Genomic DNA, 13,528 nt, shown 5'->3' on the forward strand with positions numbered 1-13,528 from the left:
TTGGATCAGGCAGCCCCGTCGTCATTGGTGAAATGGCGGTCCCCGCCGGCGAGGCAATAGACTGCCGCGAGCGCAACGCCGCAGGCAAACCCGCCCATGTGCGCCGCATTGGCCACACCGACACCGACCAGCAGTGTGACCAGGCCGGTGGCGCAAACTAACAGCCAGCCCACTGCCACCGCAACGATACCACGCGGGACTTCCAGCCACTCCGGGTGCCGCCGTTGCAGGACAAACACGCAGCCTACCAGTGCATACACCACGCCCGACATGCCGCCGAAAATCGTTCCCGGCGACCACCAGTACTGTGCCAGGTTGGCCACCGCAGCACTCACCAGCACCGCAACAATGAATACCCCGCTGCCGGCACGCACTTCCAGCGGCCGGCCGACGATCCATATGCCCAACGCATTGAACAGCGCGTGGGGCAGGGAGAAATGCAGGATAGCCGGCGTCCACAGTCGCCAGTATTCACCATTGGCGAAGTGCCAGGCGAGAGAGGACGTGGCGAGGGAAAAGTCCGCGCCGCGATCGGGCAGGATGATCAGCTGCCGCGCAAAACTGTCACTGGCCAGGAACCAGCCGACGAAACACAGCAGAATCAGTATCAGGCTTACCGGTGTGCGATCCAGCGGCCAGCTGGGCAATGCCGCAACGGTTGCCTGGTAGTCGCCCCCGGTTTCCCCCGGTGCCCCCGGTGCCTGCCCGGTGTCACTGCCGGTCTCACTGTGCTGAGCGGTAACCTGGATCTGTGACAGATCGATTTCACCGGCGCTCCAGCGGTCCAGCAACGGCTGCAACAGCTCATTCAGGCGGGGATCGGGCGTGGCCAGGCGCTGGCAGTTGCGCTCTTCGGTAATGCGCAAGGGCAAGCCGCTGCGCCGTATAAACTGCGCCAGTTCGGAGAGATCCTGCTGCGGGGGAAATTCCCGGACGGTAATCCAGTCGCTCAAGGTGTGCCTGTGTCTTCCCTATAGGCCTGTGCGCGGGTCACCGGACAGGAACCCGGTCAAACCGCCATCGCGCGCAGGATAATTCGTTTTTTCAGTAGCGGGCTGGCGTCCACCATACTCAATCCGGTGTTGCGCAGCCAGCGCCAGTGCAGGTCGCCGGCCCCGAACAGGGACTTGAAGGCACTCATCGCCTTGAGTGTGGCCGCGTTGTCGCCGCGGCGGCGGCGCTGGTAGCGCGCCAGTACCGAGTTATCTGATGGGTCCAGGTCGCGTTTCAGTGCGCGCCCGATTTCCTCGCTCAGCACGCGCACGTCCTGCAATCCCAGGTTGGCGCCCTGCCCGGCCAGCGGGTGGATACTGTGTGCGGCATCACCGACCAGTACGGCGCCCGGGCCGAAATAGGATTCCGCATGGCGCGCGCGCAGCGGGAAGGCGTAACGCTCACCCACCGCCTCCACCTCGCCCAGGCGACTCTCGAAGGCCTTCTCCATATTCAGGGCAAAGGCGGCATCGTCCAGCTCGAGCAGCTCGCGCGCCAGGGCATCGTCCGCGGACCACACCACCGCGCAGTGATTCTCGTCACCGAGCCCGCTGAGCGGCAGGAAGGCCAGCGGCCCCTCCTTGAGGAAGCGCTGCCATGCAGTGTGGCGATGGGGCTCACTGCAGCGGGCCACGCACACCATCGCAGTCTGGTGGTAATTGGTCTCGTGACAGCGGATATGCAGCAGGTCGCGCACCCGCGAACGCACACCGTCGGCACCGATCAGCAACCGTGCGCGCAGGGTCTCGGGATTGCGCTCACCGCCCTCCACATCTGCCAGCCGGTCGGAACGCGGCTGCAGGTGCCACAGGCCGCAATCCCGCCACCAGCTCTCGAGGCGGAAACCGCTGATCAACTCCGCATTGGGCAGCTCATCGATACGCCGGCGCAGTGCATCCACCACCACATTGTTCTCGACAATATGGCCGAGGTTCGGCAACTGCACATCGCGGCTGTTGAAGCAGACCGAGCCGGTACCCTCGGCATCCCATACCCGCATCTCGGTGTAGGGGCAGGCGCGATTGTTCTCAATCAGCGCCCAGGCGCCCACCTCCTCCAGCAACTCGCGGGAGGCCTGGGTCAGTGCGACCACCCGCGGATCGTAGGTGTCCGGTGACACCTCCGGCAGCTCCGTGGAGGCTTCCAGCACCGCCACCTGCAACTGCGGATGGCGCACGGCCAGCAGCGCTGCCTGGGCGAGCCCCACCATACCGGCGCCAACCACCGCAATATCGAGACGTTGTCTGTTCATAGGTGCCATTCCAGCTAATTCCGCGCCGGCGCCATACCGGTCGGGTGCGCTCAATTAAAGCCCAAATCCAGCCGCCTGGCCGGCAAACTCTGCCCGCAGGGGCGGCGCCAGCGCCAGGCCCAGCAGGCCGAACTGGCGCAGGCCCCGGGCCAGCGGGCCGGGGGCGGCAAACAGGGCCGGTACGCGATCACTGAAACCGATGGTCAGCTGTTGGTCCAGCTGCCGCGACCGCGCATATTCCTGTAACAAGTCTAGCCGCTCAGATGAATTTTGCGCCAAACCGCCCCGGGCGAGGCTCTGCGCCAGGCCATGGCAGTCGCGCAGGGTCAGGTTGAAGCCCTGGCCGGCCACCGGGTGCAGGAAATGCGCGCAGTTACCCACCAGAACCAGGTCGCGGCGCCACTGCTCCCGCGCCAGAGACAGACTCAGTGGGTAACTGCTCACTTCGCCCGCGCACTCGATCCGCCCGGCCCGCCAGCCGAAGGTTCGCTGCAGGCGCCGGACGAATGAATCGGCCGACAGTGATTCTATTTCTGCCGCGTCCTCTTCGGGACTGGTCCACACCAGTGCCATGCGGTGCTGGCCGTGGCGGCGTGGCAGCGGCAACAGCGCCATGGGGCCATCCGGGGTAAATCGCTCGTAGGCCACCCCCCCGTGGTCGCGCTGCAACCCTACCGTTGTCACCAGTGCGCGCTGGCTGTAAGAGACCTGCTCGGTCTCGATCCCGAGCCGGCGACAGAGCGGTGAGTTCACGCCATCCGCCACCACCAGCAGGCCAGCACGCAGCAACTGCATCGGGCTGTCCTCGCCGGCACTCCACTGCAGTTGCGCACCGGCTTCCTCCATCTGCACGTCCAGGACCCGCGCCGGCGCCAGCAGGCGCACATCGGTCCCGCTGAGCGCGCCGTGCAGGACCGGGCCCAGCGCGGCATTTTCAATCACTGCACCCAGCATACCGTCATAGCTGGCACGCGCCTCGGTCTGCGCGCGCAGGGAAACCCCCAGCGGGCGCCCCCGGTCGCTGACCTGCACCCGCCGGATTGGCGCTGCGTACTCACGCAATTGCGACCACACACCCAGGCGGTCGAACAACTGCAGGCTGCCCGATGCCAGCGCGGTGGCGCGGGCATCGAAACTGGGCAATTCGACACTGGCCGCAGCTTCCGGCAACGGGTGCTGCTCCAGCAGTGCCACCGACAGGTGCGGGCAGGACTGCTGTAACATCAGCGCCAGGCTCACCCCGGCCATGCCGCCACCAACAATAGCAACATCCACGAAATCTTGCGGCTGGCTCACAGCAACGCCTCCTGTACATCCCCACAACGGATCAGGTATTCGATATCGGCCACCCCCTTGGGCGCATCCGCCGACAACACTTCGGGCCCATTCTTCAGCAGTGCGACATCGTCTTCGATACGGATACCGATACCGCGGAATTTTTCCGGCACCTGCTCATCTTCGGCAGCGATATAAATACCGGGCTCCACTGTCATCGCCATTCCCGCCTCCAACAGGCGCCACTGGCCGTGCACGCGATAGTCGCCCACATCATGCACATCCATTCCCAGCCAGTGCCCGGCCCGATGCATGTAAAACCGGCGATAGGCACCGGACTCGATAATGCCACTGAGATCGCCCTGCAACAGCCCCAGGTCAAGCAAGCCCTGTGCGATCACTTCCACGCTGGCCATATGCGGCACATTCCAGTCATTGCCTACCTGCAGCTGTGCGATCGCCGCTTCCTGCGCTTCAAGCACGATTTCGTAAATTGCTTTCTGCGCACCACTGAAACGCCCATTGACCGGATAGGTGCGGGTCACATCGGCCGCGTACCCGCGGTATTCACAACCGGCATCCACCAGCACCAGGTCACCGCTTTTCAGGGGCGCATTGTTTTCGCAATAGTGCATCACCAGCGCATTGTGACCCGCGGCAACAATACTGGGATAGGCCGGCTCCCGCGCACCCGCGGCAACAAAACCGTGCAGCAATTCTGCCTCCAGGTGGTGCTCATACAGCCCCGGCCGGCAAGCCGCCATGGCCCGTTTGTGTGCCGCTGCGGTGATTTCTGCCGCGCGGCGCATCAGGCGTATTTCCTGCGCGCTCTTGTACAGGCGCAGGTCGTGCAGGTGCCGGTCCAGGTCCACCAGCTCCGGCGCACCGTCACTGCCGGGCGCACCGTCGAGCACGCGCAGGTATCCCTGCAGGCGCCGGTCCAGCTGCGGGAAGCGGCCCAGGGTGTAATAAATACGGCTGCGCCCCTCGAGCAGGCCCGGCAGGATGTCGTCCAGGTCGCCGATCGGGAAGGCATCACAGAGGCCGCACTCGCCGGCGGCGCGCTCCGGGCCCAGCCTGGGCCCATCCCACATTTCCTTTTCCGCGTCGCGCTCACGGCAGAACAGGATCGATTCCCCCTGCGCCCTGCCGGGGACCAGCACCAGCAGTGCCTCCGGCTCGCGGAACCCCGTCAGGTATAGAAAATCACTGTCCTGCCGGAACGGGAAATAGGTATCCCGTGAACGCAACTGCTCCCTTGCCGCCGGCACAATTGCCAGGCCATCCGAATCCAGTGCCGCCACCAGGCGCGCGCGGCGCCGGGCATATTCCGCCTTGCCAATTGCCATCAGTGAACCGTGGGACCGCCCTTGCCCCCTGCACTGCCCGGGCGGCTCGCCGCCTGCGCGGCAGCCACTTCGGTGAAAATATTCAGCACGGCCACCCGCACATATTCCTCCACCTGCAACAGCTGGTTTTCAGTCTCCTCGGAATCCCCCAGCTCGGTTTCATCCACCTGGGCCACCGCGCCCAGGTCACGCAGTGCCTCTTCACTGGTTTCCTGCAGCTTGCCCTTGAACTGGCCGATACCGAAACCATGCAGGAAGCCCTGGCACCAGTGTCCCAGCGTCAGGGTACGGGCTGCCAGGTCCGGGTCATCAGTCAGCAACAGCTGGAAATCAAAGTCACTGTCTTCCAGCTGGGCCTGGCTTTGCTGTGCCATTTCCACCAGTGCCTTGTCCAGGTCGGCGGGGACCGCTTCCAGGTCGAGCAGGCCCGCAAGCTCTGATTGCCAGCGTTTTTTGTCCGGGCGCGCGCCCGCCGACAACATGCCACAGACGAACCCGTGCAATTCGCTGGGGTCGGCCCGGCCACCGGCAGCCATGATGGCGTTGGCGAGGGAGTGAAAATCGTTTGCGGGACTTGTCATACAGACGGCTCGGTACTTTATTGGATTGAACAGTTTGTGCTTACAGTTTTGCAGATTATCGCCCGGCAATCTGCTCCCGGCCCCGGGGTGCTCAGAGTTTGCGCAGTTCGTCGCTTTATGCCGCAACTGCACACACTTCACCACGGGCGTGGGCAGGCCGCACGCAAATTTGTGATTGCGTGCTCGGGCGGGATAATTGACCCACCATGACACCGGCAATATAGTAGCGGAATCCCGCGCGGTCTGTCGTGGTGGGAGTCTATTCAGGGCGCACGCCTGAAACGCAGGAATTATGGACAGAATTGAAGCGTTAGAAAGCACGGTGGACTCGCTGATCGCCCGCTGCCAGCAGCTGGCGGAGCAGAACCGCGAGCTACGTCAGCTGGAGGCTGAATGGCAACGCGAGCGCCAGCGCCTGGTAAAGAATAATGAAGCCGCCCGCAACCGGGTGGAAGCCATGATCAACCGCCTCAAGGGGCTAGCACAAGAATCCTGATGGGTGATTCAGCAGCAACGCAGGAAACGGTAACGGTAACCATCCTCGACAAGGAATACCGCGTTGCCTGCACAGAAGACGAGAGCGCAGAACTGCAGGCGTCCGCACGCCTGCTGAACGAGCGCATGTCGCGTATTCGTGCCAGCGGCTCGGTGATCGGCCTCGAGCGCATCGCGGTTATGGCCGCGCTGAATATTGCCCACGAACTGATCCAGGCAAAAGCGGACCTGACCCGCGTCCCGCTGGAGCAGGACATGCTTGACCGCCTGCAGGACAAGGTCCAGTCCGCCCTCAGCAAGATTGATTCCCACGACGCCTGAGCAGCCTTGACTTTTGCCGCCGGAGACATCCGGCGCGCACTACGCGCTTAGCCTTTTTCCCCGGCCATTGTTATACTTCACATACCCTGGAGTGTTGGCCAGTTGACTATGTCCTCGAGCCGATAATCTGACCCGGGTGGTTGCCAGAGGGTGTTGTTGAGCAAGTCCGCCTCGCAGCGGAAAGCCTGATACATCCCGGGAACCGCCACCTTGAACTTTACGGTTCAAGGCTACGTCATCAGCCGCACTTTGGGGCTCTTAATTTCCTTCCCGGTGGCGACTTACCATGAGCGAGAGCAAAGCGGAACTGCGCCGCGCCATGCGCACCGCCCGCCGCGCACTGTCCGCCCATCACCAGCGACTCGCCGCCCGCGCCGCACTGACACGCCTGGGGCGCACCCCCGAGTTCCGGGTGGCCAGGCACATCGGCATCTACTGGCCGATGGACGGCGAGCTGGACCTGCTGGGCCTGCCACGCCGCTTTCCCGACAAGCGCTTCTACCTGCCGCGACTACCGGCAGAGCCCCATCCGCACCTGCGCTTCTGTCACTGGCGGGGCAGGGCCCTGACCTACCGCAACCGATACGGCATCCCGGAACCGGTACGGGGGGACAGCCATTCTCCCATGCGCCTCGACCTGGTGCTGGTGCCGCTGGTGGCCTTTGACCCGAGCGGCGCGCGGCTGGGCATGGGAGCCGGCTTTTATGACCGGACATTCGCTTTCAAGCGCCAGCTGCCCGGCACCGGGCCGGCAATGATCGGCGCAGCCCACCAGCTACAGTGTGTCGACCACCTACCCACTGACAGCTGGGATATCCCGCTGGATGCAGTGATCACGGACCACCAGCTGTATCGCTGCCGCTGACCCCGCCCCCTGGCACCCACAACAAAAAAGGCCGGACGCTCTCGCGTCCGGCCTTTTTTGTGTTTTGCCTGCGGGCATGGGGGCACACTCAGCGCGTTACCACTCCTTGCTGCAATGCCGCCGGCGGCTCCGACTCTTCATCCGAGGCAAACACCTCGGTGAGGCCGGTGCTGCTCAACAGCACGCCCGCAACAAAGACAACCACTGCGATTGTCAGTGCATCGGGTTTCATGGGGACCATCCTGTAAGTTCGACTGTATTTTTGTTATGAGCACTTCACCCCGCGTTAGATTCGCTTTAACGCAAAAGTTCCGCGGGTGAGAAGATACTTTAATAGCGAACAAATAGTAACCGATCGCCGTACAAATTTTGAGATAAATGTCTCATTTTTAGCCTGCCGCGTTGGACAAAAGCATTTTCCTGGCCTACCCGCGCCTGAAAACAGGCTCCCATAACTGCCCCGATATTCCCAACTGGCCGAGCTCAGCTTGACAGGAAGAAGCGATAGGCCGGGTTGCCGGTCTCATCCCAGTAGGGGAACTGCAGCTGGTTGAGCAGTTCCAGCAGCTGCTCCCGCTCGGCGGGCACCACTTCCATACCCACAAGCACCCGGCCATAGGCCGCACCGTGGTTGCGGTAGTGAAACAGGGTGATATTCCAGCGCCCGGCCAGCTGTTCCAGGAACTTCCGCAGCGCTCCGGGGCGCTCGGGAAACTCAAAGCGATAGACCACCTCGTCCTGTAGGCCCTGGGCGCGGCCACCCACCAGGTGGCGGATATGCAGTTTGGCCATCTCGTTGTCGGTCAGGTCGGTGACCTGGTAGCCACCGCCCTGCAGGGCGTCCACCAGCTGGTGCCGGTCGGCATCCGCCGCCACCTGCAGGCCGACGAAGATATGTGCCTCGCCACTGTTGGCATAGCGGTAATTGAACTCGGTGATGGCACGGTCGCCCAGGTCGCGGCAGAACTGCAGGTAGCTGCCGGGCCGCTCGGGAATGGTCACCGCCAGCACCGCCTCGCGCTTTTCGCCAATTTCGGTGCGTTCACTGATGTAGCGCAGCCGGTCGAAATTGGTATTGGCGCCGCTGCATACGGTGGCCAGGGTGGCGTTGCGGCTGCCACTCTGCTCGATGTACTTCTTCAGGCCGGCCAGCCCCACGGCGCCGGCGGGCTCGGCGATCGACCGGGTATCCTCGAAGATGTCCTTGATCGCCGCGCAGACCTCATCAGTGGACACGGTAATGACGCCGTCCACGGTCTCGCGCAGCACGCGGAAAGTCTCCTCGCCGATCTGCGCCACCGCCACGCCGTCGGCAAACAACCCCACCTGCGGCAGGCATACCCGCTCCCCGGCAGCCAGCGCCGCCTGCAGGCAGGCGGCCTCCTCGGGCTCGACCGCATAGACCTTGATCTCCGGCCGCACGTACTTGATATAGGCGGCCATGCCCGCCGCCAGGCCACCGCCACCCACCGGGATGAACACCGCATCCAGGTTGCCGGAGTGCTGGCGCAGCAACTCCATCGCCACCGTACCCTGGCCGGCAATCACATCGGGGTCGTCATAGGGGTGCACGAACACCAGGCCGCGCTCCTCCACCAGCTGCTGGGCGCGGGTCTTGGCCTCGTCAAAGGTATCGCCGTGCAGCACCACCTCGGCGCCGCGCATACGCACTGCATTCACCTTGATCTGCGGGGTGGTGGTGGGCATTACGATGGTGGCGCGCACCCCCAACTGGGCCGCGCCCATCGCCAGGCCCTGGGCGTGATTGCCCGCCGAGGCGGCGATCACGCCGCGGGCGCGCTGCTCCGCGGGAAGCTGCAACAGCTTGTTGTAGGCACCGCGGATCTTGAAGGAAAAGACCGGCTGCAGGTCCTCCCGCTTGAGCAGGATGCGGTTATTGAAGCGGTGCGACAGCTGCCGCATTCCCTCGAGTGGCGTCTCGGTGGCGACATCGTAAATCCGCGCGTCTAAAATGCGCTTGATATAGGAATGGGGCATGGTGAAATCGGGCGGCCGTGGCGTTTGATACTTGTACATCCAGTACATCGAAATCGACTACATGGACATCGCGCCTCCCGAATCGCGCCAGTGGCCGCCGGCATCCCGGTGACCGATACGGGAAACGCATCACAGGCTGGCCAGTCTAAACGCCACACGGCATTTTTGCCACCATAATGACAATTCGGCGCGAATTTTTAGCCCCAAAAAGCCACAACAGTAAAAATCATTGCAAAGGACCCACCCGTCACCATGAACCAGGATGAACTCAAACAGGCCACCGCCCGCGCTGCCGTCGAGCATATTGCCCCGAAGCTGGAGGCGGACTCGATCGTCGGTGTGGGCACCGGCTCCACGGCCAACTTCTTTATCGACTACCTGGCGGAAATCAAGGGGCGGTTCGACGGCGCCGTGGCCAGCTCGGAGGCCTCTGCCGAGCGCCTGAAGAGCCACGGTATCCCGGTATACGACCTGAACGCGGTAGATGGGATGCAGGTGTACGTGGACGGTGCCGACGAGGCCAACGCCGCCCTGCAGCTGGTCAAGGGCGGCGGTGCCGCCCTCACGCGGGAGAAGATCGTCGCCGCCTGTGCCGAGGAGTTCGTCTGTATTGCCGACGAGAGCAAGTGGGTACCGATGCTGGGCAACTTCCCCCTGCCGGTGGAAGTCATCCCCATGGCCCGCTCCCTCGTCGCCCGCGAGCTGGTCAAGCTGGGCGGCGACCCGGTCTACCGCCAGGGTGTGACCACCGACAACGGCAACGTGATCCTCGATGTGCACAATCTGGAGATCGCCCAGCCAGTGGCGCTGGAACAGGCGATCAACAACATCACCGGGGTGGTGACCAATGGTATCTTCGCCATGCGTCCCGCTGACATCCTGCTGTTGGGCACAGCCGCGGGCGTGAAGACGTACACCGCCGGATAATTGTGAGAATGAAATCGATCGCCATGCCGAATAACAAGAAAGTATCGCGCCGCCTCCAGCGGTGCCTGGGCCTGCTGTTCCTGCCATTGCTGGCGGCCGGCTGCGCCACCACCCCGCCCAGCAACACCGAGGACATCTGCAGTATTTTCCGGGAGAAGGATGACTGGTACGCAGACGCCAAGGACGCCGAGGAAAAATGGGGCTCGCCGGTGGCCACCATGATGGCCTTCCTGCACCAGGAATCCCGCTTCGTGCACGATGCCCGCCCGCCGCGGACCAAAATCCTGTGGATCTTCCCGGGGCCGCGCCCTTCTGACGCCTATGGCTACTCCCAGGCCCTGGGCACCACCTGGCGGAGCTACCAGCGCACCACCTTCAACTATGGCGCCGACCGCGACGATTTCGCCGATGCGGTGGATTTTGTCGGCTGGTACAACAACACCAGCCAGGCGCAGTGCCGTATCCGCCCGGACGATGCCTACCACCTGTACCTCGCCTACCACGAGGGTCACGGCGGCTTTAACCGGCGCAGCTTCAACCGCAAGCCGTGGCTCAAGAACGTGGCAAAGAAAGTCTCGGCCCAGGCGCGGACTTACCAGCGCCAGCTCAACAGCTGCGAGAGTTCGCTGCAACGGCGCAAGAAATTCCTGGGGATCTTCTAGGGGCGGGGGCTGTCACAGCTCCCCACAGGCGCTGTATCCATCCGCGCCGGCGGTAAAAAAACCACGCGGATGGCGGCAAATCAGACAAGAGCGTGGTGACAGCGACTAAGCTGGACGAACAGCTCCAGTCTTTCTTTTGCCGCAGCGAGAGAACAACGCCTGTAGCCCCATTGCGACGCTGGGCGCGTGACACCAAGCAAAAGCGTCCCTCTCAGACCCACTAGAGGTGTTCAATGAAAATTCCCGCCATCTGTATCGCCGCGCTGTCCCTCGTTCTCGCACTGTCGGCCGCCCATGCTCAAAACGGGGAAGCCGGTGCTGCCTCGGCCCGGGCGGCCTCCTACTCCGAGCCCAAGCTGGAGAGCTTCGCCAACGCCTATCGCTCCATCGTGATACTCAGCCGGGAATATGCCCCCAAGCTGAAGGCCGCTGAGAATATCGAGCAGGCGGAAGCGCTGAACAAGGAAGCGCAGGGCAAGATGGTTGCCGCGATCCAGCAGGCGGGATTGACCAAAGAGGAATACCAGCAGATCGCCGCCAGCCTGAAGGACGATCCCAAGCTGGTCGAGCGCATCAACGGCATGCTGCAGAAGCACGCCGACAGCGAGTAACCCCTGCGGCGCGCCCCACCTGGGGCCGCGCCCGTCAGTCCAGCGACACCCCCAGCGTCGCGCAGATCTGCGCCAGGTGCCGTCGGACCCATTCCCGGTCAAACGACCCCCAGTCGTGCAGCAGGTAGTGCCCGTCGTTGTTGCGCACCCCCTCCTGAACAAACTCCACCCGGGTACCGTGGCCGGGCAATCCCTTGGCGATAATGTCCTGCACCGTGCGCCGCGGCCAGCCGGTTGCCGCCTCCAGCGCGGGGTTATTGGGCTTCTCCAGCGACTCGATCAGGTAGGCAATCAGCATCCGGCGGCAGATGGTGGGGTTGAGCTGCAGCTCCGGGTCATTGGGCATGGTGTGTTTCCGTGACTGTCCAGCCCCTGTTTGTACCACAGCTGCCGGTCCAGTGCCGCGATACCGGCGGTACCACCGACCGGTGACACACCCGTGCACCCCGGAATGCACCCTCGTGCATAGCGTCAGGTAATCAATCCCAGAGCGTTATTCAATTTCTACAATCACACACCTGCCGCAATAATGAAAATCAAACTCACTTGGTGCGGTGATCGCTATGAAAAAGACGCTCAGCTTTGCAGCAGTGCATATGTCAGTGGCTTTCTCGGTGGGGTTCCTGGTGACCGGCAGCCTCTGGGTCGGCAGTGCGCTGGCCCTGGTGGAACCTGCCGTTAACACCGTGGCCTACTACCTCCATGAGAGGGCCTGGAGCCGCCTGGGCGCCGACCGTGGCACCGCCCTGTCGGCGTGACCGTTGCAGCATCGTGGGACCACTCCCCGGGCAGGGGCCGCCCTGTTTACCTGGCTTTAACGCGGCGTTGAACGCTGCAATCAGCCCAACGCAGCCTACTGAACCAGCCCCCGTTTCCTGCCCATTTTCAGTGCAAACCTGACTTTCCGCTGCCGTTTGCGCATAATCCCTGCTCCACACCTGCGATGCACGCTGACAAATCAATAACGCCGAGGGCTGACAGAGTGGACAGCGAGACCCCCAAGCTCCCCGGAGAGGATCCCGGTATCCCCGCCGCCGCCATTCGCGCACAGCTGGCGGGCGCCCGTGCTGCCGGGCTGGACTGCGACCGGCTGCTGCTGGACTGCGGCATTGCGCCGCAATTGCTGGATGAACCCGATGCGCGGCTGGGGCGCGACCAGGTGGCCGGCCTGCTGCGCCGCGAATGGGACCTGCTGAGCGATGAATCCGGCGGCTTCCTGGCCCGCCCCTGGATACCGGGCACCTTTGCCATGATGGGGCACGCCTGCATTCACTGTCCCAACCTGCGCCGCGCCCTCCTGCGCTCGGCCCGTTTCGTCGCCATGGTGAGCGACGACATGCATATCCGGCTGGTGGAAGACGGCGAGGAAGCGCGCCTGATCTTCCACCACGGCAACGACCGGCAGCTGCCCAACCAGATTTTCGTGGAGTCACTGGCACTGATCTGGCTGCGCTTCTTCAGCTGGCTGATCGACCGCACCATCCTGCTGGAGCGGGTCAACCTCGCCTTCCCGCCGCCGGATTACAACGAGGACTACAGCGATATGTTCCCGTGCCGGCACTACTTCAACCAGCGCGAGACCTGCCTGGTCTTCAATACCCGCTTCCTGCAGATGCCCCTGGTGCGCGACCCGCAGCAACTGAGTGAATTCCTTTCCCGCGCGCCCGAGTGCCTGCTGGCCCAGTACAAATCCGACAACAGTTTCACCGGCCGGATCCGGCGCATGCTGCAGGCACAGAATGCGATCGAGAACCTGTCCCTGGATGACGTCGCCGCACGCCTGTATATCTCGCCGCAGACCCTGCGCCGGCGCCTGAAAGAAGAGGGCAACAGCTGGCAGGACATCAAGGATTCCGTGCGCCGGGATATGGCGGTCTACCAGCTGAAACAGCAGGAAACCGCGGTGGCGGAAATCGCCGAGCGGCTGGGCTTCTCCGAACCCAGCGCCTTTAACCGCGCGTTCAAGAAATGGACCGGCCTGGCACCGGGTGCCTACCGGGACAAGTTCCGCAGCTGATTTCCTGCGACATGCGTTTGCGCTGTCGCCCGCTGCACTCCCATCGATTGCTGTTCCCCCTGCCCGCCTCCCCTACCGGGTGCCTCCTGGGCGCTGCCTTTACAGGTCGCTCCGGGAGGCGCCATAATCGACTCAGTATAAAATTCCACACCACCTCTCCAACAAAAAACAATAAGTCACAG

16 protein-coding genes and 1 other RNA gene are annotated in these 13,528 nt (G+C 63.5%); 9 read left to right on the forward strand and 8 right to left on the reverse strand.

Annotated elements, in window-relative coordinates:
• Window positions 1-5: 5 nt before the first annotated feature.
• The 5 genes from LVE68_RS08340 to LVE68_RS08360 are packed head-to-tail and all read right to left on the reverse strand — an operon-like array spanning window position 6 to window position 5,450.
• Window positions 6-953 (reverse strand): rhomboid family intramembrane serine protease, encoded by a 948-nt coding sequence (locus LVE68_RS08340; protein WP_233006570.1) that lies wholly within the window; start codon window positions 951-953, stop codon window positions 6-8.
• A 56-nt stretch (window positions 954-1,009) separates the two neighbouring features.
• Window positions 1,010-2,245 carry a UbiH/UbiF/VisC/COQ6 family ubiquinone biosynthesis hydroxylase gene (locus LVE68_RS08345; protein ID WP_233006571.1) on the reverse strand — a complete coding sequence of 412 codons (1,236 nt, stop codon included), beginning with the start codon at window positions 2,243-2,245 and terminating at the stop codon, window positions 1,010-1,012.
• Between the two features lie 54 nt (window positions 2,246-2,299).
• Window positions 2,300-3,541 (reverse strand): 2-octaprenyl-6-methoxyphenyl hydroxylase, encoded by a 1,242-nt coding sequence (gene ubiH / locus LVE68_RS08350; RefSeq protein ID WP_233006572.1) that lies wholly within the window; start codon window positions 3,539-3,541, stop codon window positions 2,300-2,302.
• Window positions 3,538-4,869 carry an aminopeptidase P N-terminal domain-containing protein gene (locus tag LVE68_RS08355; RefSeq protein WP_233006573.1) on the reverse strand — a complete coding sequence of 444 codons (1,332 nt, stop codon included), beginning with the start codon at window positions 4,867-4,869 and terminating at the stop codon, window positions 3,538-3,540. The genes ubiH and LVE68_RS08355 overlap by 4 nt, the downstream gene beginning before the upstream one ends.
• Window positions 4,869-5,450, reverse strand: coding sequence for a UPF0149 family protein (locus LVE68_RS08360; protein WP_233006574.1), 582 nt, complete (start codon window positions 5,448-5,450; stop codon window positions 4,869-4,871). Before LVE68_RS08360 ends, LVE68_RS08355 begins: the two co-directional genes overlap by 1 nt.
• Window positions 5,451-5,742: 292 nt before the next feature.
• On the opposite strand from LVE68_RS08360, the gene LVE68_RS08365 reads away from it, so the two are divergent.
• The 4 genes from LVE68_RS08365 (at window position 5,743) to LVE68_RS08380 (ending at window position 7,131) form a co-directional block, all read left to right on the forward strand.
• On the forward strand, window positions 5,743-5,946 hold the full coding sequence (locus tag LVE68_RS08365; protein ID WP_233006575.1) for a TIGR02449 family protein: 204 nt from the start codon (window positions 5,743-5,745) through the stop codon (window positions 5,944-5,946).
• The gene (locus LVE68_RS08370; RefSeq protein WP_233006576.1) at window positions 5,946-6,266 is read left to right on the forward strand and encodes a cell division protein ZapA; all 321 of its coding nucleotides are present in this window, start codon (window positions 5,946-5,948) and stop codon (window positions 6,264-6,266) included. The genes LVE68_RS08365 and LVE68_RS08370 overlap by 1 nt, the downstream gene beginning before the upstream one ends.
• Window positions 6,267-6,346: 80 nt before the next feature.
• A non-coding RNA gene (ssrS, locus tag LVE68_RS08375) (6S RNA) lies at window positions 6,347-6,526 on the forward strand.
• 26 nt (window positions 6,527-6,552) lie between these two features.
• Complete coding sequence (locus LVE68_RS08380) at window positions 6,553-7,131, forward strand: 5-formyltetrahydrofolate cyclo-ligase (protein WP_233006577.1); 579 nt, start codon at window positions 6,553-6,555, stop codon at window positions 7,129-7,131.
• Between the two features lie 88 nt (window positions 7,132-7,219).
• Here the strand turns inward: LVE68_RS08380 and LVE68_RS08385 are convergent, their stop codons facing one another.
• Together LVE68_RS08385 and ilvA are read right to left on the reverse strand one after the other, a co-directional pair.
• Window positions 7,220-7,363 carry a hypothetical protein gene (locus LVE68_RS08385; RefSeq protein ID WP_233006578.1) on the reverse strand — a complete coding sequence of 48 codons (144 nt, stop codon included), beginning with the start codon at window positions 7,361-7,363 and terminating at the stop codon, window positions 7,220-7,222.
• Between the two features lie 251 nt (window positions 7,364-7,614).
• Complete coding sequence (gene ilvA / locus LVE68_RS08390; RefSeq protein ID WP_233006698.1) at window positions 7,615-9,129, reverse strand: threonine ammonia-lyase, biosynthetic; 1,515 nt, start codon at window positions 9,127-9,129, stop codon at window positions 7,615-7,617.
• A gap of 252 nt (window positions 9,130-9,381) precedes the next feature.
• Between ilvA and rpiA the strand changes: the two genes are divergently transcribed.
• The 3 genes from rpiA (at window position 9,382) to LVE68_RS08405 (ending at window position 11,329) form a co-directional block, all read left to right on the forward strand.
• The gene (gene rpiA / locus LVE68_RS08395) at window positions 9,382-10,056 is read left to right on the forward strand and encodes a ribose-5-phosphate isomerase RpiA (RefSeq protein WP_233006579.1); all 675 of its coding nucleotides are present in this window, start codon (window positions 9,382-9,384) and stop codon (window positions 10,054-10,056) included.
• Window positions 10,057-10,064: 8 nt separating this feature from the next.
• Complete coding sequence (locus LVE68_RS08400) at window positions 10,065-10,718, forward strand: transglycosylase SLT domain-containing protein (RefSeq protein ID WP_233006580.1); 654 nt, start codon at window positions 10,065-10,067, stop codon at window positions 10,716-10,718.
• Window positions 10,719-10,951: 233 nt separating this feature from the next.
• Complete coding sequence (locus LVE68_RS08405; protein ID WP_233006581.1) at window positions 10,952-11,329, forward strand: DUF4168 domain-containing protein; 378 nt, start codon at window positions 10,952-10,954, stop codon at window positions 11,327-11,329.
• A gap of 34 nt (window positions 11,330-11,363) precedes the next feature.
• Here the strand turns inward: LVE68_RS08405 and LVE68_RS08410 are convergent, their stop codons facing one another.
• Entirely contained in the window at window positions 11,364-11,675 is a 312-nt protein-coding gene (locus LVE68_RS08410; protein ID WP_233006582.1) for a helix-turn-helix domain-containing protein, read from the reverse strand.
• A 217-nt stretch (window positions 11,676-11,892) separates the two neighbouring features.
• On the opposite strand from LVE68_RS08410, the gene LVE68_RS08415 reads away from it, so the two are divergent.
• Both LVE68_RS08415 and LVE68_RS08420 read left to right on the forward strand, forming a co-directional pair.
• Entirely contained in the window at window positions 11,893-12,087 is a 195-nt protein-coding gene (locus LVE68_RS08415; protein WP_233006583.1) for a DUF2061 domain-containing protein, read from the forward strand.
• Between the two features lie 224 nt (window positions 12,088-12,311).
• Window positions 12,312-13,346 carry an AraC family transcriptional regulator gene (locus tag LVE68_RS08420; protein ID WP_233006584.1) on the forward strand — a complete coding sequence of 345 codons (1,035 nt, stop codon included), beginning with the start codon at window positions 12,312-12,314 and terminating at the stop codon, window positions 13,344-13,346.
• Window positions 13,347-13,528: the final 182 nt, after the last annotated feature.

Source organism: Microbulbifer sp. YPW16 (assembly GCF_021290385.1).
GTDB lineage: Bacteria > Pseudomonadota > Gammaproteobacteria > Pseudomonadales > Cellvibrionaceae > Microbulbifer > Microbulbifer zhoushanensis.

Excerpts from the sequence above, each read along its gene's own strand:
- LVE68_RS08345 (WP_233006571.1), bottom strand. The coding sequence starts at position 2,245 with ATGAACAGACAACGTCTCGATATTGCGGTGGTTGGCGCCGGTATGGTG.
- LVE68_RS08355 (WP_233006573.1), bottom strand. The coding sequence starts at position 4,869 with ATGGCAATTGGCAAGGCGGAATATGCCCGGCGCCGCGCGCGCCTGGTG.
- LVE68_RS08360 (WP_233006574.1), bottom strand. The coding sequence starts at position 5,450 with ATGACAAGTCCCGCAAACGATTTTCACTCCCTCGCCAACGCCATCATG.
- LVE68_RS08365 (WP_233006575.1), top strand. The coding sequence starts at position 5,743 with ATGGACAGAATTGAAGCGTTAGAAAGCACGGTGGACTCGCTGATCGCC.
- LVE68_RS08370 (WP_233006576.1), top strand. The coding sequence starts at position 5,946 with ATGGGTGATTCAGCAGCAACGCAGGAAACGGTAACGGTAACCATCCTC.
- LVE68_RS08380 (WP_233006577.1), top strand. The coding sequence starts at position 6,553 with ATGAGCGAGAGCAAAGCGGAACTGCGCCGCGCCATGCGCACCGCCCGC.
- LVE68_RS08385 (WP_233006578.1), bottom strand. The coding sequence starts at position 7,363 with ATGAAACCCGATGCACTGACAATCGCAGTGGTTGTCTTTGTTGCGGGC.
- ilvA (WP_233006698.1), bottom strand. The coding sequence starts at position 9,129 with ATGCCCCATTCCTATATCAAGCGCATTTTAGACGCGCGGATTTACGAT.
- rpiA (WP_233006579.1), top strand. The coding sequence starts at position 9,382 with ATGAACCAGGATGAACTCAAACAGGCCACCGCCCGCGCTGCCGTCGAG.
- LVE68_RS08400 (WP_233006580.1), top strand. The coding sequence starts at position 10,065 with ATGAAATCGATCGCCATGCCGAATAACAAGAAAGTATCGCGCCGCCTC.
- LVE68_RS08405 (WP_233006581.1), top strand. The coding sequence starts at position 10,952 with ATGAAAATTCCCGCCATCTGTATCGCCGCGCTGTCCCTCGTTCTCGCA.
- LVE68_RS08410 (WP_233006582.1), bottom strand. The coding sequence starts at position 11,675 with ATGCCCAATGACCCGGAGCTGCAGCTCAACCCCACCATCTGCCGCCGG.
- LVE68_RS08415 (WP_233006583.1), top strand. The coding sequence starts at position 11,893 with ATGAAAAAGACGCTCAGCTTTGCAGCAGTGCATATGTCAGTGGCTTTC.